The sequence below is a fragment of the Methylomicrobium lacus LW14 genome (assembly GCF_000527095.1).
GTDB classification, from domain to species: Bacteria; Pseudomonadota; Gammaproteobacteria; order Methylococcales; family Methylomonadaceae; genus Methylomicrobium; species Methylomicrobium lacus.
The window spans coordinates 3,021,258-3,045,924 of the sequence record NZ_AZUN01000001.1; the positions used below are offsets into that span (position 1 = coordinate 3,021,258).

At 55.2% G+C, this 24,667-nt stretch carries 23 protein-coding genes and 1 pseudogene; 7 read left to right on the forward strand and 17 right to left on the reverse strand.

Annotated features, from left to right (window positions below):
- Nucleotides 1–32: 32 nt before the first annotated feature.
- Nucleotides 33–389 (forward strand): hypothetical protein, encoded by a 357-nt coding sequence (locus tag METLA_RS0113895; RefSeq protein ID WP_024299122.1) that lies wholly within the window; start codon nucleotides 33–35, stop codon nucleotides 387–389.
- Between the two features lie 256 nt (nucleotides 390–645).
- On the opposite strand, the gene METLA_RS0113900 is transcribed toward METLA_RS0113895, so the two are convergent.
- Nucleotides 646–1,689 carry an IS110 family RNA-guided transposase gene (locus METLA_RS0113900; RefSeq protein WP_024298166.1) on the reverse strand — a complete coding sequence of 348 codons (1,044 nt, stop codon included), beginning with the start codon at nucleotides 1,687–1,689 and terminating at the stop codon, nucleotides 646–648.
- 128 nt (nucleotides 1,690–1,817) lie between these two features.
- On the opposite strand from METLA_RS0113900, the gene METLA_RS0113905 reads away from it, so the two are divergent.
- The 6 genes from METLA_RS0113905 to METLA_RS0113940 all read left to right on the forward strand — a co-directional run bounded on the left by METLA_RS0113905 (nucleotide 1,818) and on the right by METLA_RS0113940 (nucleotide 10,120).
- On the forward strand, nucleotides 1,818–2,669 hold the full coding sequence (locus tag METLA_RS0113905; protein ID WP_024299123.1) for an REP-associated tyrosine transposase: 852 nt from the start codon (nucleotides 1,818–1,820) through the stop codon (nucleotides 2,667–2,669).
- A gap of 140 nt (nucleotides 2,670–2,809) precedes the next feature.
- The gene (locus METLA_RS0113910; RefSeq protein ID WP_024299124.1) at nucleotides 2,810–3,088 is read left to right on the forward strand and encodes a type II toxin-antitoxin system RelE/ParE family toxin; all 279 of its coding nucleotides are present in this window, start codon (nucleotides 2,810–2,812) and stop codon (nucleotides 3,086–3,088) included.
- A 12-nt stretch (nucleotides 3,089–3,100) separates the two neighbouring features.
- Nucleotides 3,101–3,385 (forward strand): HigA family addiction module antitoxin, encoded by a 285-nt coding sequence (locus tag METLA_RS0113915; RefSeq protein ID WP_024299125.1) that lies wholly within the window; start codon nucleotides 3,101–3,103, stop codon nucleotides 3,383–3,385.
- 148 nt (nucleotides 3,386–3,533) lie between these two features.
- Nucleotides 3,534–3,953 (forward strand): hypothetical protein, encoded by a 420-nt coding sequence (locus tag METLA_RS22080; RefSeq protein WP_084480146.1) that lies wholly within the window; start codon nucleotides 3,534–3,536, stop codon nucleotides 3,951–3,953.
- A gap of 434 nt (nucleotides 3,954–4,387) precedes the next feature.
- Nucleotides 4,388–5,239 (forward strand): REP-associated tyrosine transposase, encoded by an 852-nt coding sequence (locus tag METLA_RS0113930; RefSeq protein ID WP_024299126.1) that lies wholly within the window; start codon nucleotides 4,388–4,390, stop codon nucleotides 5,237–5,239.
- Nucleotides 5,240–6,229: 990 nt separating this feature from the next.
- A complete protein-coding gene (locus METLA_RS0113940; RefSeq protein ID WP_024299127.1) occupies nucleotides 6,230–10,120 on the forward strand; it encodes a hypothetical protein in 3,891 nt (1,296 codons plus the stop codon).
- 254 nt (nucleotides 10,121–10,374) lie between these two features.
- Here the strand turns inward: METLA_RS0113940 and METLA_RS22095 are convergent.
- From METLA_RS22095 to cutA, 16 genes and pseudogenes are all read right to left on the reverse strand, one after another.
- A pseudogene (locus METLA_RS22095) lies at nucleotides 10,375–10,704 on the reverse strand (transposase); the annotation flags it as partial.
- Nucleotides 10,705–10,841: 137 nt separating this feature from the next.
- The gene (purD, locus tag METLA_RS0113955; RefSeq protein ID WP_024299128.1) at nucleotides 10,842–12,125 is read right to left on the reverse strand and encodes a phosphoribosylamine--glycine ligase; all 1,284 of its coding nucleotides are present in this window, start codon (nucleotides 12,123–12,125) and stop codon (nucleotides 10,842–10,844) included.
- Between the two features lie 55 nt (nucleotides 12,126–12,180).
- Nucleotides 12,181–13,740, reverse strand: a complete 1,560-nt coding sequence (gene purH, locus METLA_RS0113960; RefSeq protein ID WP_024299129.1) for a bifunctional phosphoribosylaminoimidazolecarboxamide formyltransferase/IMP cyclohydrolase — start codon at nucleotides 13,738–13,740, stop codon at nucleotides 12,181–12,183.
- A 47-nt stretch (nucleotides 13,741–13,787) separates the two neighbouring features.
- Nucleotides 13,788–14,036: a helix-turn-helix domain-containing protein gene (locus tag METLA_RS0113965; protein WP_425411751.1), complete on the reverse strand. Its 249-nt coding sequence runs from the start codon at nucleotides 14,034–14,036 to the stop codon at nucleotides 13,788–13,790.
- 100 nt (nucleotides 14,037–14,136) lie between these two features.
- Nucleotides 14,137–15,105, reverse strand: a complete 969-nt coding sequence (gene dusB, locus METLA_RS0113970; protein WP_024299131.1) for a tRNA dihydrouridine synthase DusB — start codon at nucleotides 15,103–15,105, stop codon at nucleotides 14,137–14,139.
- 197 nt (nucleotides 15,106–15,302) lie between these two features.
- A complete protein-coding gene (locus tag METLA_RS0113975; protein ID WP_024299132.1) occupies nucleotides 15,303–15,863 on the reverse strand; it encodes a hypothetical protein in 561 nt (186 codons plus the stop codon).
- Nucleotides 15,864–16,058 carry a heavy metal translocating P-type ATPase metal-binding domain-containing protein gene (locus tag METLA_RS22100; protein ID WP_084480147.1) on the reverse strand — a complete coding sequence of 65 codons (195 nt, stop codon included), beginning with the start codon at nucleotides 16,056–16,058 and terminating at the stop codon, nucleotides 15,864–15,866.
- Between the two features lie 18 nt (nucleotides 16,059–16,076).
- Entirely contained in the window at nucleotides 16,077–17,273 is a 1,197-nt protein-coding gene (locus METLA_RS0113980; protein WP_024299133.1) for a class I SAM-dependent rRNA methyltransferase, read from the reverse strand.
- A gap of 3 nt (nucleotides 17,274–17,276) precedes the next feature.
- Nucleotides 17,277–17,927 (reverse strand): zinc-ribbon and DUF3426 domain-containing protein, encoded by a 651-nt coding sequence (locus METLA_RS0113985; RefSeq protein ID WP_024299134.1) that lies wholly within the window; start codon nucleotides 17,925–17,927, stop codon nucleotides 17,277–17,279.
- Between the two features lies 1 nt (nucleotide 17,928).
- Entirely contained in the window at nucleotides 17,929–18,810 is an 882-nt protein-coding gene (gene prmA / locus METLA_RS0113990; protein ID WP_024299135.1) for a 50S ribosomal protein L11 methyltransferase, read from the reverse strand.
- 304 nt (nucleotides 18,811–19,114) lie between these two features.
- Nucleotides 19,115–20,458: an acetyl-CoA carboxylase biotin carboxylase subunit gene (gene accC / locus METLA_RS0113995; RefSeq protein WP_024299136.1), complete on the reverse strand. Its 1,344-nt coding sequence runs from the start codon at nucleotides 20,456–20,458 to the stop codon at nucleotides 19,115–19,117.
- Between the two features lie 11 nt (nucleotides 20,459–20,469).
- Nucleotides 20,470–20,916 (reverse strand): acetyl-CoA carboxylase biotin carboxyl carrier protein, encoded by a 447-nt coding sequence (gene accB / locus METLA_RS0114000; protein ID WP_024299137.1) that lies wholly within the window; start codon nucleotides 20,914–20,916, stop codon nucleotides 20,470–20,472.
- Nucleotides 20,917–20,918: 2 nt separating this feature from the next.
- On the reverse strand, nucleotides 20,919–21,365 hold the full coding sequence (aroQ, locus tag METLA_RS0114005; protein WP_024299138.1) for a type II 3-dehydroquinate dehydratase: 447 nt from the start codon (nucleotides 21,363–21,365) through the stop codon (nucleotides 20,919–20,921).
- Between the two features lie 155 nt (nucleotides 21,366–21,520).
- The gene (locus tag METLA_RS0114010) at nucleotides 21,521–22,036 is read right to left on the reverse strand and encodes a TlpA family protein disulfide reductase (RefSeq protein WP_024299139.1); all 516 of its coding nucleotides are present in this window, start codon (nucleotides 22,034–22,036) and stop codon (nucleotides 21,521–21,523) included.
- Nucleotides 22,033–24,270 (reverse strand): protein-disulfide reductase DsbD, encoded by a 2,238-nt coding sequence (gene dsbD, locus METLA_RS0114015; protein WP_024299140.1) that lies wholly within the window; start codon nucleotides 24,268–24,270, stop codon nucleotides 22,033–22,035. Before dsbD ends, METLA_RS0114010 begins: the two co-directional genes overlap by 4 nt.
- Nucleotides 24,252–24,578, reverse strand: a complete 327-nt coding sequence (gene cutA, locus METLA_RS0114020; RefSeq protein ID WP_024299141.1) for a divalent-cation tolerance protein CutA — start codon at nucleotides 24,576–24,578, stop codon at nucleotides 24,252–24,254. The genes dsbD and cutA overlap by 19 nt, the downstream gene beginning before the upstream one ends.
- Between the last annotated feature and the right edge of the window lie 89 nt (nucleotides 24,579–24,667).

A 24,667-nucleotide genomic window follows, 5' to 3' on the forward strand; every position in this document is an offset into this window, starting at 1 on the left:
CTTCACGTTAAGCATCCAAGTTGGCGAAGAAAATGAATATCGAGAACTTGATCAAAAGGGAACACCTGTCCAAGATTAAAAACTATGATCAATTCTTTGAGTTGCGCCAATCGTTAGTTGGCTTAGGCTCAGCAAGACTTTTTGATGCTTTATTTTCTATGGCGTTGCAATACGAATTGGATGGAGCTAGTTCAATTGCAGCCATGTTACTTATTGAGTTTGACCCAAAGGCTTTACGGCAATGCGACCAGTTACTTTTAGAAATCGCAAATTCAAATTGGTTTTTGAGTGATAAATTTATTCCATTTTATCTTCTTACTCAGTTTGCAGACTATGGGGTCATATATGGTCCGCCCCGTATTGCAAGAAAAAATTCACATGTGACATAAAGAAATAATGCGCCCATATATCCGGCCTTATGATGAAGTGCTCAATGACTTCCGGCCCTGATGGAATTCGCGCATTCCCACCTCATCAGGTCTACGGCTTCAAATGAGCCCGAGACCCCAGCAGGCTCTTGGAATGCAGGTGTTACCTTTTATGCCATCACTTGAATGTTATCTCCGCAATTCGTTGCTGATGTTTACCCGTTTCACTGTTTGGCTCGACAGGAAGAGCTTCCCCTTTTGAAGAGTGATATGGCCCTCATGCTGCCGCCCGATAATTTTCTTTCTTGGTCAGCAATGCCCAGGCAATGCGGGCATTCTTGTTGGCCACCGCGACATTGGAAATATTTTCGCCGCGTCGACGCTTGATGTCGCTGATCCAGAGATGATGCTTGTCCTCGTGCTTGTGTGCCACCCGCGAAACCGAGCGCCCGCCGTGAATCAGCAACGTCCGCAAATAGGCATCGCCACGCTTACTGATGCCTAATAGCGTCGGCTTGCCGCCGGTGGAATGCTGCCGGGGCACCAACCCTAACCAGGCTGCCAGTTCCCGACCGCTTTTAAAGACGCTAATGTCGCCGATGGCCGCGAGCAGCGCGGTCGCGGTTAGTAGCCCCACGCCCGGAATCGTCATCAACCGTTGGCAGTCTTCATGCTGAGCGCTGATGGCCGCTAATTTCCGTTCAAGCGTCGCAATGCGTTGATCCAAATACCCCATTTCATCATAAAGTTCATTGAGCAATTCCCGGAATAAGGCGGATAAGGCATTCTCCGAATCTTCCAGAAGCGCCGGCAAGGCTTTCCTGACATGATGAATGCCTTTCGGGATCACCAGGCCGTATTCCAATAATAGACCGCGCACCTGATTGGCTTGCGCGGTGCGCCGGGACACCAGCTGGCTACGCACCCGATGTAGGCTTTGAATGTCTTGTTGTTCGATCCCCTTGGTCGGCACAAAACGCATGTTGGGGCGTTGTACCGCCTCGCAAATGGCTTCTGCATCGACCGCGTCATTTTTGTTCGATTTGACGTAGGGCTTGACGAACTGCGGCGCCATCATGCGCACCGTATGGCCGAACGCGCTAAAACGGCGCGCCCAATGGTGGGCTCCGCCACACGCTTCCAGCCCAATCAGACAAGGGGGCAGATTGGCCACGAAAGCGGCCAGTTGCTTGCGACTGAGCGTTTTGTTGATGACGCGCTGCCCGGCAACATCGACACCGTATAAATGGAAGCTTTGTTTAGCCAAATCAATGCCCAATACTTTGACGACATTGTCGGTGTTTGTATGATCGTTTGCCATGGTCTGCCTCGCTTCTGTTGAGAGGGTATAGAAAATACCATCTTGGCCCCATTTCGGCCGCTTGGGAAGTGGGGCGGACCATTCCATTAAGTCTTGCAATATAGCAAGATTTAATTACACTGACACTTATGGCGAGACCACTCAGATTAGAATTGGCAGGTGGGTTATATCATGTGACTTCGCGGGGCAATGCAAGAAGCGAGATATACCTTGATGATGAAGACCGAGTAAACTGGCTCGAATTGTTCAACGACGTTTGCTCCCGGTTTAACTGGATTTGCCATGCGTATTGTTTGATGAGCAATCATTACCATGTGGTGGTGGAGACTGTGGAGGGCAATTTATCCAAAGGCATGCGTCAGTTGAACGGCGTTTACACGCAAACTTTCAATCGGAAACATCGGCGCGTCGGCCATGTGTTTCAAGGTCGCTATAAAGCTATCCTAGTGGAAAAGGACAGTTATTTACTTGAGCTGTCTCGCTATGTGGTGTTGAATCCGGTTAGAGCGCAAATCGTCAAAGATGTAGCGGATTGGCCGTGGAGCAGTTATCGAGCAATGATCGGTAAAGTTCCGCCGTTAAGATGCTTACATGTTGATTGGTTGTTAAGCCAATTTGGTTCGGAACGAGAACAAGCGATTGTTCGATATAAGAATTTTGTCCGTGCGGGCATCGGATTGCCTCCCGTTTGGGAAAAACTAAAAAATCAGATTTTTCTTGGCGAGAAAGCCTTCGTGGAAAGACTACAAAGCCAAATTCAAGCCGAATCGGGGAATTTAAAAGAAATCCCAAAAGCACAACGAAGACCTTTAGGCAAACCATTAAGCTATTATGTCGAAACCTTTCCCAATGCCAAGGAAGGAGTGAAAAAAGCTTATGCGAGCGGTGATTACACCATGCAGCAAATTGCCGATGCATTTGGCGTACATTATTCTACAGTCAGTAGAGCGGTCCATAAAAGCAGATCCAAAAATGCTTGATTGCATGACCCCATTATTCACATATCCCGGCGCTCCAGCGGACGCTTCTAGCGTCGCGCCGCTGAGCTCTGCGTTGGGCTGTGCGTAACTTTTGCACATTGCGCAGCGTAACCAATGCGGTTACAATTGCGTATATTATTATGATCAAAAGCTTCGCTCATAAAGGTCTGGAAAAGTTCTTTACCACGGGTAATCAAAGCGGTATCCAGGCAATTCACGCCAAACGCTTGCGTCTAATTTTAGCGTTGCTAAACGATGCCAATCAATTGGGGGACTTGGAGGCTCCCGCGCTGCGCCTCCATCCCTTAAAAGGTAATTTTGAAGGCTTTTGGTCTCTTACGGTACAAGCGAACTGGCGGGTGATCTTTCGCTTTGAGGACGGCAATGCTTCCGTTGTCGATTACCTGGACTACCACTAATGGGACATGTCAATGAAAATGTATAATCCCCCGCATCCGGGTGAAATCCTTTATGAACTCTGGCTGCAACCTCTCAATTTAACGATTACCCAAACAGCCCAAAAGCTCAACGTTACCCGTAAAACAGTGTCGGCATTGGTAAACGGTAAAACGGGAGTGAGCCCCGAAATGGCTTTGCGGTTGGAGTTGGCGTTTGGTAAAAGCGCTGAGTCATGGCTTGCTGCCCAATCGGCTTATGATTTGTGGCAACTGGAATCTAAACGCGATAGTTTAGGCGTTCATCGTGTGGCGGCTTAATCGGTTCGCTAACATTGAAGGCTAGGCTCCAAGCCCGCGTAGGTCCGATTAGCGTGCGCAAATGGGGTCAGAGTAAAATTAAAAGCCAACTCAACGCTCCAGCGGAGGAGCTTTCCGTTAGGTTCATTATGCAAACAGAGAAAATATCATGCGAAGATGGGTTAGTGATCCTCATTCTGGTGGGTTAAAGATACCAAAAAATATACAAGAACATATCAAGCGACGCATCCTTGTCTATGCTGAAGCAAACTATTCGGGTAAGTATACTCGTCTCGATATACGGTTTCGTAGCCAGTTTTGTTATATTGATGCCTATGTAGAACCTTATGTGGCAGATGACTTTCATCCACTAGGTTTTCCCGAAACTAGAGAGGAGTATGTTGAAAGGCTAAGAAACAGTCCAATTCATTTATGTCGGCTTCGTTATTTTGGTAATGAGGAATCATGGAGTTTCGCTTTTTACACCTACAGTAATGAGAAATACGAACCTTGTGTACTAAACAATGGTAGTTTTTATGGCACACCTGAAGAAGCATTTGAAACTGCGTCCGTCTATCTTCAGGATTAACACAAAGGGAAATAACAGGCTTTGGATTGAGCATTAGGTGAACTTTCTAGCAAGGTAGCCTCGCTGGAGATTTGCGGAATCGAGGCTTTCCAAAAGCGGAAATGGCTATGCCGAGTTATAGGCGCGCATTCATCCCGGGAGGAACTTGGTTCTTTACGGTAAACCTGCTACGGCGACATCATAACGATCTGCTTATTCGCGAGATCGATTTGTGCTGCGTGAAGTAGTGAGACGGGTCCGCGAACGCCACCCTTTTCAAATCGACGCTTGGGGCGTTTTGCCGGAACATTTGCATTCGACTGCATGGATGCAGGAGATACGACCCCACGGATGGGGGAGGTAGATCGCGTCGGGAACAAGCGATCGAGGGCAAAGCAGAGCAACTTTAGGGTCAGGTCTTGCAATATAGCAAAAAGTTGTTTACACTGACACTTATGGCGAGACCACTCAGATTAGAATTGGCAGGCGGGTTATATCATGTGACTTCGCGGGGTAATGCAAGAAGCGAGATATACCTTGATGATGAAGACCGATTAAACTGGCTCGAATTGTTCAACGACGTTTGCTCCCGGTTTAACTGGATTTGCCATGCGTATTGTTTGATGAGCAATCATTACCATGTGGTGGTGGAGACTGTGGAGGGCAATTTATCCAAAGGCATGCGTCAGTTGAATGGTGTTTACACGCAAACTTTCAATCGGAAACATCGGCGCGTCGGCCATGTGTTTCAAGGTCGCTATAAAGCTATCCTAGTGGAAAAGGACAGTTATTTGCTTGAGCTGTCTCGCTATGTGGTGTTGAATCCGGTAAGAGCGCAGATGGTCAAAGATGTAGCGGATTGGCCTTGGAGCAGTTATAGAGCAACGATCGGTCAAGTTCCGCCGCTAAAATGCTTACACGTTGATTGGCTGTTAAGCCAATTGGGTTCGGAACGAGAACAAGCGATTGTTCGATATCAGAATTTTGTCCGTGCGGGCATCGGATTGCCTCCCGTTTGGGAAAAACTAAAAAATCAGATTTTTCTTGGCGAGAAAGCCTTCGTGGAAAGACTGCAAAGCCAAATTCAAGCCGAATCGGGGAATTTAAAAGAAATCCCAAAAACGCAACGAAGACCTTTAGGCAAACCATTAAGCTATTATGTCGAAACCTTTCCCAATGCCAAGGAAGGAGTGAAAAAAGCTTATGCGAGCGGTGATTACACCATGCAGCAAATTGCCGATGCATTTGGCGTACATTATTCTACAGTCAGTAGAGCGATCAATAAAAGCAGATCTAAAAATGCTTGATTGCGAGACCCTTAGCCTCTGGATGTGCAGTTCGGGGAAGACGACAACCGAGCCAGAAAAGACCATTCAGCGGAAAATCTCGCATTAATCAGGCGCGAGGCGTTGAATCTATTCAATAACAACGGACCCAGCAAAGACAGTTTGCGCCGACGAAAGCTCCGCGCTTGTTTGAGTGACCGTTATCGCTCAGAGCTCATCTTCGGAAAAAAGAGAAAATAGCGCGATTGCCCTGGTCATGCTGGCCTTTGCTATGGCGCCGTTGTCTGTTGACCTTCCTGCCTGGATTCTCTATGCCCTTGCCCAGCGACTGGACATAGGACATTCCCTCCCGCTAAGGCAAACGACACGGAGGTCTTGCGCACTCTCCCCCTCTATACTGCCATCAATCCCGCCCCATAGTAGCCCGATGCCTGTCGAATTGCCGGCCGCAACGGCAGGCGGTATCGTGCGCTTCCCGATACTCCGCCGCGCTGATGGGCGGGACAGTTCTGGAATACCACCGGCCCGGTAACAAGGCTAGTACTGGTCCATCAGATTCAGATAGGTGTTCGCGGAAATCTCGAGGGCAATGAAATCGAGAACCTTCAAAGTCCCGGCCAGTCCATGAGGCAGGAAAAGATGCCGAATCAATAACCCCCGGAAGGCTAAACAATTTTCATATCATATCCGTGTCTCACTACGTGCGGTCTCGTACAGACCCAGCCGTCTACTTGAACTAGCCTCCAAACTTGAATGGCATAACATTAAGATTTTGCAACTTTTGATAAATCCCTAGGTTCTGTTGACATTTATCTTGTCCAAATCAGCGCTGAGACAAGGCGTAAAAACCCCATGTAATTTTTTGCTGTTTTTTCATACCGAGAGAATACTCTTCTGGTTAGCCTAGGTGAGATCAAAGGATAAGGTTCTATTATGTAAGCTCAGGAATTCGATATCTGAGATGGTTGTGAAAAAAAATAAAACAAATCGTCCCGCATTGGAGAAAGTATCATGAATATGCAGTTTACACTCAGTAAATCTGTAGTATTAACCGTATATAACGGCCTAATGACGTTTGCGATGCAGGGAAACAAAATAAATATTATGAACGCTTTGCGATCGTCGCTTTTCTCGTCGAGCACACAGCCCGAGATAAATAGTTGGAATGTTCTCCGTTGTGCTCTCTTGTCGCTGTGTACCTTGCTGGTCGGCATTGCGCTCGCTGTACAACTAAGCACCATAGCACTAGCGCAGTCACCAGTACTGCAGCGTGGGTACGACGCTGGAGTCACCGGCGCGACGCTCAGCGAGACGACGCTGAACACTGCCAACGTCACTCCCAGCACATTCGGGCTCGTTTTCACTTTACCGGTGGACGACGTTATATTTGCGCAGCCATTGTATGTGCCGAACGTAGTGATCAACCAGGTGACATATAACGTCTTATACGTCGCCACAATGAACGACACGTTGTACGCATTTGACGCAGACAAAGGCGGCGCGCCGCTATGGAGGGTCAATCTGGCGAGCCTCGTCGGTGCCACCTCCGTACCGATTGGCAACTTCGTATTTTCGGGCGATCGTGGAATCGTCGGCAACCTTGGTGTTCTGAGTACCCCGGTGATCGACTTATCCACCAATACGCTGTATGTCGTTGCCTGCGACCTCGAGGGCGTCACACCTAGCACCCCTAATGGCAATATGGTGTACCGGCTGCACGCGATTGACATTAAGACGGGTGCCGCACGGCCCGGATCCGGCGTACTGATCTCTGGCAACTATGGTCGTGTCACGTTCGACGCGCGATACCTTCTGCAAAGACAGTCTCTCGTGCTAGTGGACAATCAGATAGTGTTTGGATTCGCAGCTATGCAGTTGGAGTTCGCCAGTGGATTCTCTGGATGGGTAATGGCCTACGACAAGAACACGCTCGCCCAAACGGGTGTTCTCGCGACAGTTGCGGCAGGCAATAGTGGTGGTGGCGTGTGGCAGTCCGGCCGCCCGCCGGTAGTTGACAGCTCAGGGCTTGTTTATGTGTTTGTTGGTAATGGCTTTGGCGGCGGTTACGACGGCATCAATAACTTCAGCGAGAGTGTGCTCAAGCTTGACCCGACCCAGGGGTTGAAGCTGATCGACTGGTTTACACCCAGCGACTGGTCCGCGCTCGATTCAGGTGATCTCGATCTGTCCGGATCGGGCCCGATGTTGATCCCGGGAACAAACCTGATTGCTGGCGGAGGCAAGGCGGGCGACCTATACGTACTTAACACGTCGAATCTCGGCAAGTACAACGCGAGCGACAGCCAGATCGTCCAGAAGCTGAACTTTCCGTCGGAAATCAAAGGCGGACCCGTATACTGGCAGCGCTCCACCGCGAACGGCGGCCCGCTGATGTACAACTGGGGAGAGAGTGATTCTCTCAAGGCATTTGCCTTCAACGGAACGACTTTCGCAAGCACACCCATCTCACAGGGACTCTATACCAATCAAATCTACCCCGGTGGTATTCTCACGCTCTCCGCCAATGGCGAGATGCCCAACAGCGGCATCGTCTGGGCGACTACCGCGGCTAGCGGAGATGCGGAAAACAATCCACCGGTTCCAGGCGTGCTGCATGCATTCAATGCTAGCAACATCTCGCAGGAGCTCTGGAACTCGACTCTGAATGATACGCGAGACGGATTCGGCAATTTCGCCAAATTCGTGCCGCCACTGGTCAATAACGGGAGGGTATACGTCGCTACCTGGTCCAATCAGGTGGCGGTCTACGGGCTGTTGTCAGGGACTGCGCCGGACTTTCAGATCTCGGCGAGCCCAACGGCCCTATCCGTCTTGCCAGGCCAAAGCGCGAACTATACCGTGAATGTAGCCGCGCTTAATGGATTTGCCTCAGTCGTCAGTCTCGGAATTTCCGGAGCTCCGAGCGGCGTAACGGCCTCTTTGACGCCTTCGAGCGTGACCGGTTCCGGTACGGCCACACTGCAAATCACGGCGGCTACCAATGCACCTTTAGGCAAATACACCTTGACAGTTACTGGAACAAGCGGCGCTGTTACCCATTCGGCTAACGTGTCTCTCTCCATTCTTTCGAGTACTGCGCCAACCGTCGATATGAAGGCATTTGGCAATAATACAACTAACAGCAACACGATAAGTACCTCGGGAGTATCGACCAGCGGAGCGAACGAACTGCTCCTGGCATTCATAGCGACCGATTACATATCAGGTACCAACACTACCGTGACGGGTATGACAGGTGGTGGATTGACCTGGTCACTGGTACAGCGGACGAACGTCCAGAGCGGCACGTCGGAGATCTGGAGAGCATTTGCTCCCACGACCCTGAGCAATGTGACGGTGACAGCCACTCTGTCCAATTCGGTCATTTCCTCGATGTACGTCGCGAGCTTCAGCGGAGTGGATACGACGGGTGCGGGTTCGGGTGCAATTGGTGCGACGGGAAGCGCGAACAGTTCCAGTGGAGCTCCGACCGCCTCGTTGGTCACTACCCGTGACAGTTCCATCGTGCTGGGTGTTGGCAATGACTTTGACAACGCGATCTCCCGGACGCCAGGCTCAGGTCAAACTGTCGTGCATCAATATCTCACCCCAGCGGGTGATACCTATTGGGTGCAGCAACTGGACGCTCCGGTGCCGATTGCTGGCTCCACAACCACCATCAATGACACCGCGCCCACAACTGATCGATTCAACCTCAGCCTAGTCGAGGTGCGGGCTCCCTTGGGTGCCACCTACTCGATCTCTGGGACGCTGACGCCCTCGAGTCTTACGGCGGGAAGTATCGTTTCCCTGTCAGGCGCGACCTCCGCGACCGCTACTACTGACGCGTCCGGGAATTTCACCTTTGCCAACCTCGCAAACGGTTCTTATATTGTGACGCCAAGCAAATCGGGCGTAACGTTCACACCGGCGAGCCAATCCGTGACGATTAATGGCAGTAATGTCACAGGAGTGAATTTCTCGGCGATGTCATCAAGTTCTAGTTCGATCTCTGGGACGCTGACGCCCTCGAGTCTTACGGCGGGAAGTACCGTTTCTTTGTCGGGTGCCGCCTCCGCGACCGTTACTGCCGACGCGTCCGGGAATTTCACCTTTGCCAATCTCGCAAACGGTTCCTATGCCGTGACGCCAAACAACCCGAGTGTAACGTTCGCTCCGGCGAGTCAATCCGTGACGATTAATGGCAGTAATGTCACAGGAGTGAATTTCTCGGCTACGTCTTCGAGTTCGGGTATCGCAATCGATGCAGTAGTGTCGAAGGATAACGCTACCGGGAGCAAGACGATCTCCAGTCCTACGTTCTCGACTGCGGCTGGTAATGAACTGCTCCTGGCCTTTATAGCCACCGATTATCTCTCTGGATCAAATACTACTGTGACAGCCGTGTCCGGCGGCGGACTAACCTGGACTCTCGTGGCGCGTGCGAACGCCCAGAGGGGTACAGCAGAAATCTGGCGCACGTTCGCGCCGGCTGCGCTCACGAACCAGACCGTCACGGCGACCCTGTCTCAGAATGTCAGTGCTGCTATCTCCGTGATGAGCTTCAGTGGCGTCGATGCAACGGGCACAAATGGTGCCAACGCAATCGGAGCAACCGCAACAGCAAGCAGTAGATCCGGTGCGCCCACCGCGTCCCTCACTACGACGCGAGGTGGCTCTTTGGTAGTCGGAGTCGGAAACGATTACGACAACCCCATATCACGTACGCTGGGCTCTGGACAGACTCTCATCCACCAGTACCTTACGCCTCTCGGCGACACTTACTGGATGCAGCGGAGTTCAGCCGTGACGCCTGCGGCTGGCACTACGGTGACTATCAACGATACGAGCCCTACAACGGATCGGTACAATCTGGCTATCGCCGAGATTCGGTCGCCCTAAATGCAGCCTCTGTTGCTGTCGCTGTAAAGCGGATGCGATCAAAGTCGGCGAGTCGCTGAAGGAGTACAGGAGGCGTAACAATAGTGGAGCGGTGTACGACGCCCCCCGCGTAGCCGTTGTAGAGGCCGGGTGTTTTGAGGAAGTTGTAGCGAGAGCAAGAACGGGGTCTTGCAATAATGCATCCGCCCTAACGAATAAGGTTAGATTGTGTGAGCGAAGCGAACCACAATCTGAACCGGATGCAGTTCGAGCAGGAGCAGGCACTGAAGCAGTGTTAGCATCCATTTGCTGTTGGGATGCAAAAAGCCGAAGTTGCGCGCACGCCGAAAGCCCTTGGGCAACACATGCTGGAGAATCAGCCACAGGAACTGGGCGCCGGGCAGCGTTCGGGTCTGCCTCTTTTGTGGGTCTTGCTCTCCTGGAATCGGAACGTCACCTGACCATCCCGGCCAGCGAGGATATCCTTTTCCTGGATGACGCCTTTAACCGGTTTTTTCTCCTGCAAAACCTGCATACACCACATCCCTGTGGTTATAAAGATAGCGCCCGAGATAGACTAGCGCTTTGTCGCCGCTGCCGACACTAATCGCGACGTAGGCGTCGCTCCCACGGATGACTTTCATTTTCGAGGCGATGAAATCCTCTCCATGTCTGTTAAGTTAAGCGCTACATCGCAAAACTTATCGTTGGAGGAACAAGCCGAAGCCTGGCAATGATAAGCTCACGGCGCCCGATCGATCGCCTTGAAACCAATATCGGTCCGGTAATAAACAGCGTCCCAATCGATGTCGCGGACCAGGCGGTAGGCCTTGTTCTGGGCCTCGGCGACCGTGTCGCCCAGCGCGCAGGCGCAGAGCACGCGGCCGCCGGCGGTCACGACGTCTTTACCTGATTGCGCCGTGCCGGCGTGGAAGACTTTACTGTCTTTGCTTTCGCCGGTTGGAAGCCCTTTGATCACCGCGCCTTTTTGATAGGCGTCCGGATAACCGCCTGCCGCCATCACCACGCCGAGCGCGGGGCGCGGGTCCCACTCGCTCGTAACCTGATCGAGCTTGCCTGCCAAGGCCGACTCGCAGAGTTCGACCAGGTCGCTCTTCAGGCGCATCATGATCGGCTGGGTTTCGGGGTCGCCAAAGCGGCAGTTGTATTCGAGTACCTTGATCGAACCGTCGGCGGATATCATCAAGCCCGCGTACAGGAAGCCCGTGTACGGCAGTCCGTCTTCGGCCATGCCTTTCAGGGTCGGCTCGATCACCTCATGCATCACGCGCTGATGGATTTCGGGCGTCACCACCGGCGCCGGCGAATACGCGCCCATGCCGCCGGTGTTCGGGCCCTGGTCGCCGTCGTCGCGGGCCTTGTGATCCTGCGAAGTCGCCATCGCAAGCGCATGGCTGCCGTCGGCGATCACGATGAAGCTGGCCTCCTCGCCTTGCAAAAATTCCTCGACCACGACCCGGCTGCCGGCTTCGCCGAACACGTTGCCGGACAGCATGTCTTCGACCGCAGCGATCGCTTCCTGCTCTGACTGCGCGACGATCACGCCCTTACCGGCGGCCAGGCCGTCGGCCTTGACCACGATCGGCGCGCCCTGTGCCTTGATATAGGCGATCGCCTGATCCTTGTCGGTGAAGGTCTGATAGGCGGCGGTCGGAATCTGGTGGCGGATCATGAAATCCTTGCAGAAGCTTTTCGAGCCTTCGAGCTGGGCGGCCTCGGCGGTCGGCCCGAAGCAAGGGAGGCCCGCTTTTTGAAAGCGGTCGACGATGCCGAGCACCAGAGGCACTTCGGGGCCGATGATGGTCAGGCCGATAGCCTGCTGTTTGGCGAAGTCGAGCAAGGCGTCGATGTCATCGACCGCGATCGCGACGTTTTCGATGCCCGGTTCCAGCGCGCTGCCGGCATTGCCGGGCGCGACGAAGACTTTTTCGACTTTCGGGGATTGTTTGGCCTTCCAGGCCAGGGCGTGTTCACGGCCGCCGCTGCCGACGATAAGAAGATTCATAATATTCAAATAGAAAAATTATCAACGCAAGAAAAGAGAAAATGCGTTTGATTGATCAGTGCCTGAAATGGCGCATGCCGGTAAAGACCATCGCCATGTTGTGTTCATCGGCCGCCGCGATCACTTCTTCGTCGCGGACCGAGCCGCCGGGCTGGATGATTGCGGTGATGCCGGCCTCGGCGGCCGCGTCGATGCCGTCCCGGAACGGGAAGAACGCATCCGAAGCCAACACCGAACCCGGTACGACCAGGCCTTCATCGGCGGCCTTGATGCCGGCGATCTTGGCCGAATACACCCGGCTCATCTGGCCCGCGCCGACGCCGATCGTATGCCGGTTTTTGCCGTACACGATCGCATTCGATTTGACGAATTTCGCGACTTTCCAGACGAACAACAGATCGCTGAGTTCCTCGGCGGTCGGCGCGCGCTTGCTGACGACCTTGATGTCGCTCACGCCGATTTGGCCGTTATCCCGGTTCTGCACCAAGAGGCCGCCCGCGACGCGCTTGAAATCGAAGCCTGGCGTCTCGCTGCTTTGCCAGGCGCCGACTTCGAGCACACGCACGTTCTGTTTCGCGGCCAAAACGCTGCGCGCCCCGGCACTGACCGACGGCGCTATGATCACTTCGACGAATTGGCGGCCAATGATCGCGGCCGCGGTTTCTTCGTCGAGTTCGCGGTTGAAGGCGATGATGCCGCCGAAGGCCGAAGTCGGATCGGTCGCATAGGCTCCTTCATAGGCGGCCAGCAACGAATCGGACTCGGCGACGCCGCAGGGGTTCGCGTGCTTCACAATCACGCAGGTCGGCTTCTGGTCGAAGGATTTGACGCACTCGAGCGCCGCGTCCGCATCGGCGATGTTGTTGTAGGACAGCGCCTTGCCCTGCAACTGCGCCGCCGCCGCGATCGTGCCGGCGGCGGGATTCTTTTCCTGATAGAAGGCCGCGCCCTGATGCGGGTTTTCGCCGTAGCGCATCGTTTCTTTCAGGTAGAACTGCAGGTTCAAGGTTTCCGGAAACGGCTGTTCGTTGATCTTGGCCAGATAGGTCGCGATCGCGGTATCGTAGCGCGCGGTGTGCGCGAAGCTGGTCAGCGACAATTTGAAGCGCGTCGCCGCACTCAGGCTGTTGTGCTGGGCTTTCAGCTCGGCCAGCACCGAAGCATAATCGGCCGGCTCGACCACGACCGCGACATCGTTGTAGTTTTTCGCGGCGGCGCGGATCATCGTCGGCCCGCCGATGTCGATGTTTTCGATCGCGGTTTCGAGATCGCAATCGGGTTTGCTGATCGTCTGCTCGAACGGATACAAATTGACCACGACCAGATCGATCGGATCGATGCCGTGCGCGGCCATCACGTCATCGTCGATGTCGCGGCGGCCCAGGATGCCGCCGTGAATCTTCGGATGCAGCGTCTTGACGCGGCCGTCCATCATCTCCGGAAAGCCGGTATGGTCGGAGACGTCGGTGACAGGGATGTTATGTTCGGCCAGCGTCTTGGCGGTGCCGCCGGTGGAAAGGATCACGATGCCGAGCTCGTTGAGCTGGCGGCAAAAATCAACGATGCCGGTTTTATCGGAAACGCTGACGAGTGCGCGTTTAATGGTTTTATTCATAGGAAAATAGTTGTGTGGGTAAAATCGGGCACGGGACTTGGACCCGTTTAAGACAGTCCGTGCTGTTCGAGTTTTTTGCGCAGGGTGCTGCGGCTCAGCCCCAACGCCTTCGCGGCTTTGGTCTGATTATAACCGGAATGGCGAAGAGCCGACTCGAGTAAAGGTTTTTCGACCTCGGACATCACGATCTCGTACAGATTGACGACGTCGTGATCCTTCATCTGGGCAAAATACAGATCGACGGCCTGCTTGACATGCGCCGATAAGGGTATCGAATGAGTTGCGTTAAAGTCCAAGTCTATGTCTCTGTGTTCTATCTGACTGCAAGGCAAGCTGCGGTCAAAACTGTCTGCTAATGTTTTTTCGGATTTGTCCATGAGATGCTCAACCCGGCGATTACGTTAAAAAGTCCAATGCCGATCGAGTCAAACGCAATTGATCTGTCGCAATGGTGGCCGCATTAAGCGACTGCCTGACATCCTGGCTAATCGAGTCGAAACGCCCCAGATACCAGCCGATATGTTTGCGGGCAATTTTAACACCGGCCGACTCGCCATAGAAACCATACAATTGTTCGAGATGCGCCTCGATCGTGCTCAGTATAGTCGCCGGCGCCGGTTGCCAATGCTTGTCGCCGCCTTGAAAAAAATACCGGATCTGCTCGAACAGCCACGGGTTGCCGCAAGCGGCGCGGCCGATCATCACCGCATCGGCGCCGGTCGCTGCGAGTACGAAGCGGGCTTTTTCGGGGCTGTCGATATCGCCGTTCGCGATCACCGGTATGCCGACCGCTTGCTTGACCGCGGTGATCGTGTCATATTCGGCCTCGCCGTTGAATTTGCAGGCGCGCGTGCGGCCGTGCACGGTCAGGGCGGCGATGCCGGCAGCTTCGGCGATCTCTGCGATCCTGACCGCATTCCGGTTGTGGAGATCCCAGCCGGTCCGGATCTTCAGCGTGACCGGCACACAGGCGGCATTGACCACCGCGTCGAGAATGTTGCCGACCAGCGCTTCGTCCCTCAGCAACGCGGAACCTGCCGCGACCGAACAGACTTTTTTGGCGGGACAGCCCATGTTGATGTCGATGATATGGGCGCCGCGCTCGACATTGAACCGTGCCGCTTCCGCCATTTGCACAGGATCGGTGCCGAGGATCTGCACCGAACGCAGCCCGCTTTCGCCTTCGCCGTCCGACTTCAACAGCGTGCGCGCATGCAGACGCAAGGCCGGATTCGAGGCGGTCATCTCCGAAACGGTCAGACCTGCGCCAAAACGTTTACAAATTTCGCGAAACGGACGGTCGGTAATGCCGGCCATCGGCGCCAAAAGCACATTATTCGCGAGAGGGTAAGGACCTATCCGCATCGAGTTCCACACAGAAAAAAATAGACAGTAAAACCCGCGTCGGCGGTCGGAAAAATCATGCCGGGACTCCGGCGTCTTGCTAAGGCAGGTGCCTGCGCTTGTGAGTCAGGAGAGGTTCCTGGCTTTGCGATTCTGCGGGAGCGGCGAAGTCGCCGCTCCTCTTATAAGTCCGGCAGGAAAGCCGGATTTGAATTCAATCAGCCGGCCGAACCGGTCGTTTTATTCGCCGCTTCGGCATCGGTCTCTTCGTTCCAGATCGGATTGTTGAGGTCTTCAGGATTCAGTTTGACGCGGTCTTCAGGATAAATATGCCAGAAAGACTGGTCGATCTTCGCGTTGCTGTAACCTTCCTTCTTTTCGTGCGTGAACGGGCACCACCAGTTTTCGACGATCTTGACCATGTAGGCATGCCATTCGAACACCGCGACGCTGACCGGGCAATACCAGGTGCAGTTCAGGATCCAGTACAGTTTCGACTGCGACAGGCTGGCCTTGAACGAGCCGTCCATCGTGATCTGGGTTTTCAAATCATAACGGTGGCTGGCGCGGTCCGGCAAAAAATCCGAAAACCGCTTGATATTGCGGCCGCCGATCAGAATCAGATGATAATAAGTCAGATAAGCGCTGATAAACACGAACGGCAAGGTAATGATCGGCAGATACACAAACACCAAACCGATCGTCCGGCGCCAAACCGGAACCTGTTTATGATATTTGCCGATTTCGGCGCGGCCGGAACATGATTCACAGGCTTTCATTTACTCTTTATCCTCTTTTTTTAGTGATGATGTGCTTAACGATAAGAGATTCTTATCGTTAAGCAGTTGATAAATGCTCAGGCAGCCGGCGCAGCAAAACTTTAAAATTCCGTCGGGCGTTTCCAACGTAAAGCCGGTAATTTCTACAGGCTGGCCGCAAAGAACGCAAGATTCTCGGTATTCTACCTTGGTCATCAAGATGCCTCAATGACTTTATAAAGGAGACGAAACCGAACAGAAAAAGGTTTTCAAATACTGGGTCTCCGGGATTGCGGGATCGATCGGATGATCCGGTCCCTGGCCGCCCTGAGCAATAAAAGTCAAATGCCGATCGATGTGACGGCCCGACGAGCGCAGGATTTCATGCAGATCGCCTTGGCTCAGATGGAACGAACAGGACGCGGAGATCAACACCCCGTTTTTCGTGAGCACCTGCAGCGCCAGATGGTTCAGCCGGCGGTAAGCCTCGTAGCCTTGCTGATAATCCTTTTTGCGTTTGATCAGGGCCGGCGGGTCGAGCACGATCATATCATAGAGGCGGCGCTCCTGGCGCGCCTCTTTCAAAAAATCGAAGACATCGCTGTGCGCGAACTGCATCCTGTCCTCGACGCCGTTCAAGGCGGCATTTTCGCGCGCCAGGTTCAGCGCCGACTCGGAACCATCGACGCAGGTGACTTCGAGCGCGCCGGCGATCGCCGAAGGCACCGCCCAGGCGCCGGTGTAAGAAAATAGATCCAGCACACGCTTGCCTTTCGCGATACGGGCCAGCTCCGCCCGGCTCATCCGATGGTCATAAAACCAGCCGGTTTTTTGGCCGTGCAGAATATCGATCCTGAATTTTGCGCCGTTTTCCTCGATGATCAAGGACTCCGGCAATTCGCCGTAAGCCACGACCGATTCCCTATCCAGGCCTTCGAGTTGGCGCTGGCTGTTGTCGTTCTTCAAGACGATCGCGGCAGGATTCAGCAAGTCGACCAGCGCGGCCAGCAACATCTCCTTGCGCTGCTCGATACCGGCGGTCGTGATCTGCACCGACAGCACATCGCCGAAACGGTCGATCACCAGCCCCGGCAGACCGTCGCTTTCGCCGAACACCAGCCGGTAATACGGCTTGTCGAATACCGTTTCGCGCAATGCCAGCGCGGTCTCGATCCTTTCCTTAAAAAAATTGGCGCCGCATTTCAGATTCGGCTTGCGCGACAACAGGCGCGCGCAAATCAGCGCATTCGGATTCACATAGGCGGTGCCGAGCGGCTTGCCGTCGTGCGCGAGCACCCGCGCCAGATCGCCGGGCGCAAAGCCGTTCAGCGGCGAACGCTTGATATCGACTTCATTGCTGAAGATCCACAAGTGCCCGAGGCGCAGGCGCTTGTCTTCGTTTTTCTTTAAAAAAAGCTCAGGAATGTCCATGATTTAATAACTAAGATCGAAATGAAAACCGCCGACTTTGGTCTGGGTCGCGGCGACTTCAAGATTGATTTCGGCCGCGCTGTTCGCGGCCAGGCGCGTATTTTGCTGTTGCGCGGCCAGATATTCGTCCGGCCGAAACTGCCGCTGCGCGAACGGCTGGCCGTCATAAGTCAACAGGGTCAGGCCGATCACCGGATAACGCATCGCAAAGGCGCCCTCATTGTTCAACACCAGCTTGAACGCATAATGCCGGTTTGGCAGCTCGCTGAACGAATTGCGCAAGACGGAGAGCTCGGCCAGGTTTTGATAATCCGGCAGGCGGCAATGCAATACGCCGCAGAGCTTTTCGAACGCCGGCCGGATAGTAGGGTTCTGCAGCGCGTGTCCGCCTTCAAAATACAGCCCTTGCAGAAGGAGAAGCGCCACGCCCAGCGCCAGACCGACGCGCCAGACCAACGGCCGGTCCTTGTGCTCGGTCCAGGTCTCCTCGGAAGTCTGCACATCGGCGACGGCCAGCTTTTCGGTCTCGGCCAGCGTCGCCAGCGCATCGAACATCGCGGAGCAGCGTTTGCAGCGCACCATGCCCCGGCCGCTGCGCAGCACTTCAGGCGTAATCCTTTGCGGGGTTAGGCATTCGGGGCAGCGGGTAAACATCTTATCCTAGTTTCAAGCCGTCCAGACGTATCCAGTCTTCCTGCTGCATCGGCGCATTCAATTCGATCAACGCGCGGTAAGCGTCCGCGACTTGTTCGGTCTGTTCGGCCAGAATGCCGGACAGAATCAGCGCGCCGCCCGGAACGACCAGCTCGGAAATGCGCGCACTGAGTTCGCACAACGGCTTTGCGAGAATGTTCGCCAACACGATGTCGGCCTGCATGGCCGGCAATTGCTCCGGCAGGTACACCTTGATCTTGTCCTGCACCGCATTTTTTTCGGCGTTGCTGAGGGTCGCGGTCAGCGCCTGCGGATCGATATCGACCGCATGGGCGACTTTCGCGCCGAGCAGCACAGCCGCCACCGCGAGAATGCCCGAGCCGCAGCCGTAATCGATCACGGTCTTGCCGGCCAGATCGTGCTCCGCCAGCCATTCGAGACACAGCGCGGTGGTCGGATGCGTGCCGGTGCCGAAGGCGAGGCCCGGATCGAGCAGCATGCAGACCGTGCCCGGCTCCTCTTGTTCCTGGCCGGTCGGGCAGACCCAGAGTTTATCGCCGAATTTCATCGGGTGATAATATTCCATCCAGGCGCGTTCCCAGGCCTGATCCTCGATCAGCTCCTGACGCCAGTCGCGCAGCAGGGCCGCATCGAATGCCCGACGCACGCGCGCGCTCACATCTTCGATATCCGCATCCAGCTCGTACAGCGCAATCACTTCGGTATTGCTCCAGATTTTGGTTTCGCCGATCGCGGGTTCATACACCGATTCGTCTTCGGCGTCCATATAGGTCACCGACACCGCGCCGAGATCGCTGAACAGGTCGGCGACTTCGGGAGCAGTCTTTTCATCGGTAATCACGGTAATTTGTTGCCAGGCCATTGGGAAAAGAAGGTAAACGTAAATAGAAAGATTCTGGGCGGATTAAGCTTCCTGCCGGTCCTGCGGGACGGGGTTTGTAACCCCGTCCCGAACGTTTGGAGTGATCGCGCATAAGCGTCTTAGCCAGTGCGCCTGTTCAACCCAAACGTTACGGACGGGATGAATATCCCGTCCGGCCGGAGAGAGCAGCTTCGCTCCTTCTCCCTCCGGGAGAAGGCTGGGATGAGGGGATCAAAATAAAATATTTTTTCCTTATTTTTAATCCTCCTCACCCCACAACCCTCTCCAGCAGGAGAGGGTGCTTTTAATAAAGCCCGAGCTTCTTTTCCAGATAATGGATATTCTGCCCGCCGGCCGCGAACGCGCTGTCGCTCATGATGTCCTGCTGCAGCGGAATATTGGTCTTGATGCCTTCGATGATGATTTCGCTGAGCGCGGTGTTCATCCGCGCGATCGCGCTCTGGCGGTCTTCGCCATGCGCGATCAGCTTGCCGATCATCGAATCGTAATACGGCGGCACCTTGTAGCCGTTATAGATGTGCGTCTCGCAGCGGATGCCGGGACCGCCGGGCATGTGGAACTGATCGATCGTGCCGGGGCACGGCATAAAAGTCCTCGGGTCTTCCGCGTTCAGTCGGCATTCGATCGCGTGGCCGGTCAGCTTGACCTGATCCTGCGTGATCGACAAGCGTTCGCCTGCCGCGATGCGCAATTGTTCCTTCACGATGTCGAAGCCGGTCACCATCTCGGTGACCGGATGCTCGACCTGCACCCGGGTATTCATCTCGATGAAATAGAATTCGCCTTTTTCATAGAGGAATTCGAAGGTGCCGGCGCCCAGATAACCGATGTCGACGCAGGCCTTCGCGCAGCGCTCGCCAATCAGTTTACGCTGTTCCTCGGTGATGCCGGGCGCGGGCGCTTCTTCGACGACTTTCTGGTGGCGGCGCTGCATCGAGCAATCGCGCTCGCCCAAGTGAATCGCGTTGCCGTGGGAATCGGCCATCACCTGAAATTCGATATGGCGCGGGTCTTCGAGGAATTTTTCCATGTAGACCGTCGCGTTGCCGAAGGCGCTGGCGGCTTCGGCCTTGGTCATATTGATCGCGTTCAACAGCGCCGCTTCGGTATGGACCGTGCGCATGCCGCGTCCGCCGCCGCCGCCGGCCGCCTTGATGATGACCGGATAGCCGATCTCGCGCGCAAGTTTCAGGTTCTTCTCGGCATCATCCGAGAGCGGATCGCCGTTGCCGGGTACGCACGGAATGCCGGCCGCGAGCATCGCCTTCTTCGCGGAAATCTTGTCGCCCATCAGGCGGATCGTGTCCGCGTTCGGGCCGATGAACACAAAACCGCTTTGCTTGACCTTTTCCGAAAAATCGGCGTTTTCGGCCAGGAAGCCGTAGCCCGGATGAATCGCTTCGGCGTCGGTCACCTCGGCCGCGCTGATGATCGCGGGAATGTTCAGATAGCTGTCGATCGACGCCGCGGGGCCGATGCAAACCGACTCGTCCGCCAGACGCACATGCTTCAGATTACGGTCCGCTTCCGAATGCACCGCGACGACCTTCACGCCGAGTTCCCGGCAGGCGCGCAATATCCTCAGCGCGATTTCGCCACGATTGGCGATCACAATTTTGTCGAACATAAAGCGCTCCGTTATTCGATCACAAACAGCGGCTGGCCGTATTCGACAGGCTCGGCGTTCTCGACCAGGATCTTGGTGACGGTACCGCTCTTGTCCGCTTCGATCTGATTCAGAATCTTCATCGCCTCGATGATGCAGAGCGTGTCGCCCGCCTGCACCTTCTGGCCGACATCGGTAAAAGTCTTCGCGCCCGGCGACGCGGAGCGGTAGAAGGTGCCGACCATCGGCGACTTGACGATATGCCCGCTGATCACCTCTTCACTCGCCGCGCCGGCAGACGCCGCCGCTACCGGAGCCGCAATCGGCGCAGCCGCCGGCTGCGGCGCATAAGCGACGGGAGCGGGCGCTGCGGAATAGCGGCTGATGCGGACGAATTCCTCGCCCTCTTTAATCTCAATCTCGGCGATGCCCGATTCTTCGATAATCTCAATCAGTTTTTTTATTTTTCTAATATCCATGATTAATGTCTCTCGGCTAATATCTGATGTGCGGCCAGTAAGGCCAGTTCGTATCCTGTTGCCCCCAATCCGGAAATCACGCCCTTCGCGATGTCCGAAAAATAGGAGTGTTTTCTAAACGGTTCACGCGCGTGCACATTGGACAGGTGCACTTCGATGAACGGAATTCGGGTCGCGAGCAGGGCGTCGCGCAGCGCTACGCTGGTGTGCGTGAAGGCGGCCGGATTGATGATGATGAAATCCACCCGGTCATGATAGGCCTGATGCACTTGGCCTACGATTTCGTGTTCGGCGTTGGTTTGATGAAAATCCAGCCGATGCCCGAAGCCTTCGGCCATGCCGGCCAAGGTTTGCCTGATGTCGTCGAGCGTTTTGTTACCGTAATGACCGGGCTCGCGGATTCCCAATAAATTCAGATTTGGCCCGTTCAAAACGGTAATCGACGCCATGACTGCGACCTGCAAGTGAAAAACGGCGGAAATTATCCCATAATTTCCGCACAATTTGCAGAGTGTACGCTAAATATATTAATTTTCCAGGAAGATAGCGTCATTACACCGAAATTTACGCGCTATTCCGAAAAAAGGGCAGAATCGGCGCGGTTTCACTGCAATAGCCGCTCGATGTTTTGTGCCAAATCCTGCTTCGAAAATTTGCCGAGTTGACGGTACTGTATCAATCCCCCGCGATCGACAACGACCGTATAAGGCACCGCTTCGGCCTGGTTGCCCATTTGCGCGGCCAGCGCCATGCCCTGGTCGCCGGCGATCAGCGTCGGATAATTGATCGGGGTCGAACTCAGGTATTCCTGGACCGGCTCCTTGTCATCGAGCGCGATGCCGAGCATCTGTACGCCCTGCGCCGCATAGTGCTGCTGCAAGGCGACCAGGTCGGGCATTTCCTGGCGGCAGGAAGGACACCATGTCGCCCAGAAATTGATCACGAGGAGCTTGCCCTTCCATTCGCCGCTCGAACGGGGCTGGCCGGATACATCGGGCAGCGTGAATTCGGGTAAGGGCGCGGCCTCGGTGTCCGGAGCCGGATACATGCTGTAGCGCAGCGCGATACCGCCGGCCAGCGCGAAGAGCCCGATTAAAATCACGATGGCTGCGTTTTTCATGGTTTGACCCGTTGTAATGTTTCGATGAAGGTGCTGCTGTCCTGATAACCGATCACCCGCTGCGCGGCACGCTCCTGTTGATCGGGACCGAAAAATAAAATCGCCGGCGGTCCGATCAGCTTGAATTTCGCGAGCATGGCCTGATCTTCCTCCGAGTTTTGCGTCACATCGGCCTGGAGCAGCACGAATTCGCTCAGCTGCTTCTTCACGGCCGGATCGGTAAAGGTATAGGCTTCCATTTCCTTGCAGGAGATGCACCAGTCCGCATAAAAATCGAACATTACATAACGGCCCTCGGCACTCGCTTCCTGAAGCCTTTGTTCGAGTTCCTTCAGGTTAGCGACGCGGCGAAAGGCGAGGCCTTCCGGCTTGGGTGCGGCGGCGCTCGCGCCGCCGATCAAGATGCCCTGCAAGGGTTTCAAAGGATTGGTGCCGCCGCCGCTGACGCCGATCAGCAATAACAGGCCGTAAGCCAGCATGATCAGGCCGACGCCCTTCCACAGCTTGCGCCAGCCGCTGCCGTGCTCGGGCAGAGGGTCCAGCGCGCTCAGGTAGACCGAAGGAATGATCAACAGCATCGCCCACAGCAGCATCGAGACCGCCGGCGGCAGAATCCGGCTCAGCATCCAGGCCGCCATCGCGAGCATGATCACGCCGAACACGCCCTTGGTCGCATTCAGCCAGGCGCCGGCCTTCGGCAGCAATTTGCCGGCCGAGGCGCCGACCAGTAATAACGGTGCCCCCATGCCCATGCCCATCGCGAACAAGGCGCTGCCGCCCAGCACCGCATCGCCGGTCTGGCCGATATAGATCAGCGCGGCCGCCAACGGCGCTGCGACACAGGGACCGACGATCAAGGATGACAACGAGCCCATGATCGCCGCGCCCCAGAGCGAGCCGTCGCGGTGGCGCTCGCTCGAATTATGCAGCTGGGCCTGCCAGGACTTCGGCAATTCGAGGTGATAGAAGCCGAACATCGACAGCGACAGCGCGACAAAAACGGCGCTGAATGCCCCGATGATCCAGGGCTGCTGGAAGGTCGTTTGCAGATTGCCGCCAAACAGCGCGGCCAGGATGCCGAACAGCGTATAAGTCAATGCCGACGCGACCACATAACTGAGCGACAGCATCAGCGCGCGCGCGGTCGTGATCTGACGATGGCCGACGATGATGCCGGACAGGATCGGAATCATCGGGAAGATGCAGGGCGTAAACGACAGCAACAGGCCGAAGCCGAAGAAGCTGGCCAGCGTCATGCCGAGGCTGTCCTGTTTGAGCAATTGCACGATCTGATCCTGCTCGGACAAGCCAGGCTCAGGCTTCGGAACGGCCGCCCCCATCTGCTGCGCCACCGGCAACTCCAGGGTCACTTCCTTGCTCATCGGCGGATAACAGACGCCGCGCTCGGCGCAGCCTTGATATTGCGCTTTCAGCGTGAGCGTTTGCGCCGCCTGGCCGCCGCGGTTCAGCGGCAGGTCAAGATTCAGCTCGTCATGAAAAACCTCGACTTGCCCGAATTCCGGATCCTCTTTCGGATCGCCGTGCGGAAGCTCATAGAGCCCCAGCGTCGTGCCGCCCGCATTGATCAATTCGAGCTGGGTTTTTTCCCGGTACATATAATAGCCGGGCGCGATCTGCCAGCTCACCTGTAAGGTATTGGCATCCCCGACCGCCGCCGAAAACTGAAAGGCCTCATCGGGCTTCAGCAGCTCGTCCTGCGCTGCCGTGGCGGCCAGACCGGTGATGCCCTTGACCAGATTCGACAGCGGATTGGAAGCAGGCGCCGGTGATGCTGCCGCGGCGACAGGCAGGGCGATTTCGAACGTCTTTTTTTGCGGCGGATAACACACGCCCTGATCCGAACAGCCCTGATAACGCACCTGCACGGCCACCGATCCGGCCGTATTGTCTGCGCTTACCGGCACCGGCACCGTCAGTTTGTTCCGGTAATGAATTGTATCGCCGAGCACTTCATCATGCTGGGTCTTGCCTTCCGGAAAGCCGGGAGCCCCAAGCTCGACGCCCGCGGTCTTCGACTCGAAGCGCATGTTCTTCTGGTAAAGAGAGAAGCCTTCGGCAATGTCCCAGGAAAATTCCAGCTGGCTGCGCGACAGCGCCTGCGCCGAAAGTTTGAACGCCTGGTCGGGCGGCAGCAAGTCTTCGCTGTTCAGCGCGAAGGCCGCGTTCCTGGCGGTGAGCAACAGACAGAAAAAAATTAGTTGGTAGATACGCATGCATCGATCCAGTTCAGATAATCAGGCAATCCCCGCGCGACCGGCAAGGCGATGATTTCAGGTAAGTCATAAGGATGCAGATCGCGTATCGTCCGTTCGATGAGCGGATAGCAGTCCCTTGTCGATTTGATCAGTAACAGATGTTCTCCGGCCGTTTCGAGCCGGTCTTGCCAGGTATAAACCGAAGTCAGGCCGGGCAGGATGTTCACGCAGGCGGCCAGGCGGCCCTCGACCAGCCGCTTGGCGATTTTTTCGGACGTGTCTCGGTCCGGACAGGTGCAAAGAATCAATTCGGCGTGGTTCGGCATGTTTTGCAGATTAAAAAGCGCAAGACGGATATTATGCTAGAAATTCGCCGCCATTACCCTTAATATTACTTAATCAGTCAGACTTAAAA

Bases quoted from the DNA above. Each gene is read 5' to 3' on its own strand.
- METLA_RS22100 (WP_084480147.1), bottom strand. From the start codon at position 16,058: ATGACCAAGGTAGAATACCGAGAATCTTGCGTTCTTTGCGGCCAGCCT.
- METLA_RS0113915 (WP_024299125.1), top strand. From the start codon at position 3,101: ATGAAAATGTATAATCCCCCGCATCCGGGTGAAATCCTTTATGAACTC.
- METLA_RS0113940 (WP_024299127.1), top strand. From the start codon at position 6,230: ATGAATATGCAGTTTACACTCAGTAAATCTGTAGTATTAACCGTATAT.
- prmA (WP_024299135.1), bottom strand. From the start codon at position 18,810: ATGGCCTGGCAACAAATTACCGTGATTACCGATGAAAAGACTGCTCCC.
- dsbD (WP_024299140.1), bottom strand. From the start codon at position 24,270: ATGCGTATCTACCAACTAATTTTTTTCTGTCTGTTGCTCACCGCCAGG.
- METLA_RS22080 (WP_084480146.1), top strand. From the start codon at position 3,534: ATGCGAAGATGGGTTAGTGATCCTCATTCTGGTGGGTTAAAGATACCA.
- METLA_RS0113985 (WP_024299134.1), bottom strand. From the start codon at position 17,927: ATGTTTACCCGCTGCCCCGAATGCCTAACCCCGCAAAGGATTACGCCT.
- METLA_RS0113980 (WP_024299133.1), bottom strand. From the start codon at position 17,273: ATGGACATTCCTGAGCTTTTTTTAAAGAAAAACGAAGACAAGCGCCTG.
- METLA_RS0113930 (WP_024299126.1), top strand. From the start codon at position 4,388: ATGGCGAGACCACTCAGATTAGAATTGGCAGGCGGGTTATATCATGTG.
- accC (WP_024299136.1), bottom strand. From the start codon at position 20,458: ATGTTCGACAAAATTGTGATCGCCAATCGTGGCGAAATCGCGCTGAGG.
- dusB (WP_024299131.1), bottom strand. From the start codon at position 15,105: ATGCGGATAGGTCCTTACCCTCTCGCGAATAATGTGCTTTTGGCGCCG.
- aroQ (WP_024299138.1), bottom strand. From the start codon at position 21,365: ATGGCGTCGATTACCGTTTTGAACGGGCCAAATCTGAATTTATTGGGA.
- METLA_RS0113910 (WP_024299124.1), top strand. From the start codon at position 2,810: ATGATCAAAAGCTTCGCTCATAAAGGTCTGGAAAAGTTCTTTACCACG.
- accB (WP_024299137.1), bottom strand. From the start codon at position 20,916: ATGGATATTAGAAAAATAAAAAAACTGATTGAGATTATCGAAGAATCG.
- METLA_RS0113900 (WP_024298166.1), bottom strand. From the start codon at position 1,689: ATGGCAAACGATCATACAAACACCGACAATGTCGTCAAAGTATTGGGC.
- METLA_RS0113975 (WP_024299132.1), bottom strand. From the start codon at position 15,863: ATGAAAGCCTGTGAATCATGTTCCGGCCGCGCCGAAATCGGCAAATAT.
- METLA_RS0113895 (WP_024299122.1), top strand. From the start codon at position 33: ATGAATATCGAGAACTTGATCAAAAGGGAACACCTGTCCAAGATTAAA.
- METLA_RS0113905 (WP_024299123.1), top strand. From the start codon at position 1,818: ATGGCGAGACCACTCAGATTAGAATTGGCAGGTGGGTTATATCATGTG.
- purD (WP_024299128.1), bottom strand. From the start codon at position 12,125: ATGAATCTTCTTATCGTCGGCAGCGGCGGCCGTGAACACGCCCTGGCC.
- purH (WP_024299129.1), bottom strand. From the start codon at position 13,740: ATGAATAAAACCATTAAACGCGCACTCGTCAGCGTTTCCGATAAAACC.
- METLA_RS0114010 (WP_024299139.1), bottom strand. From the start codon at position 22,036: ATGAAAAACGCAGCCATCGTGATTTTAATCGGGCTCTTCGCGCTGGCC.
- cutA (WP_024299141.1), bottom strand. From the start codon at position 24,578: ATGCCGAACCACGCCGAATTGATTCTTTGCACCTGTCCGGACCGAGAC.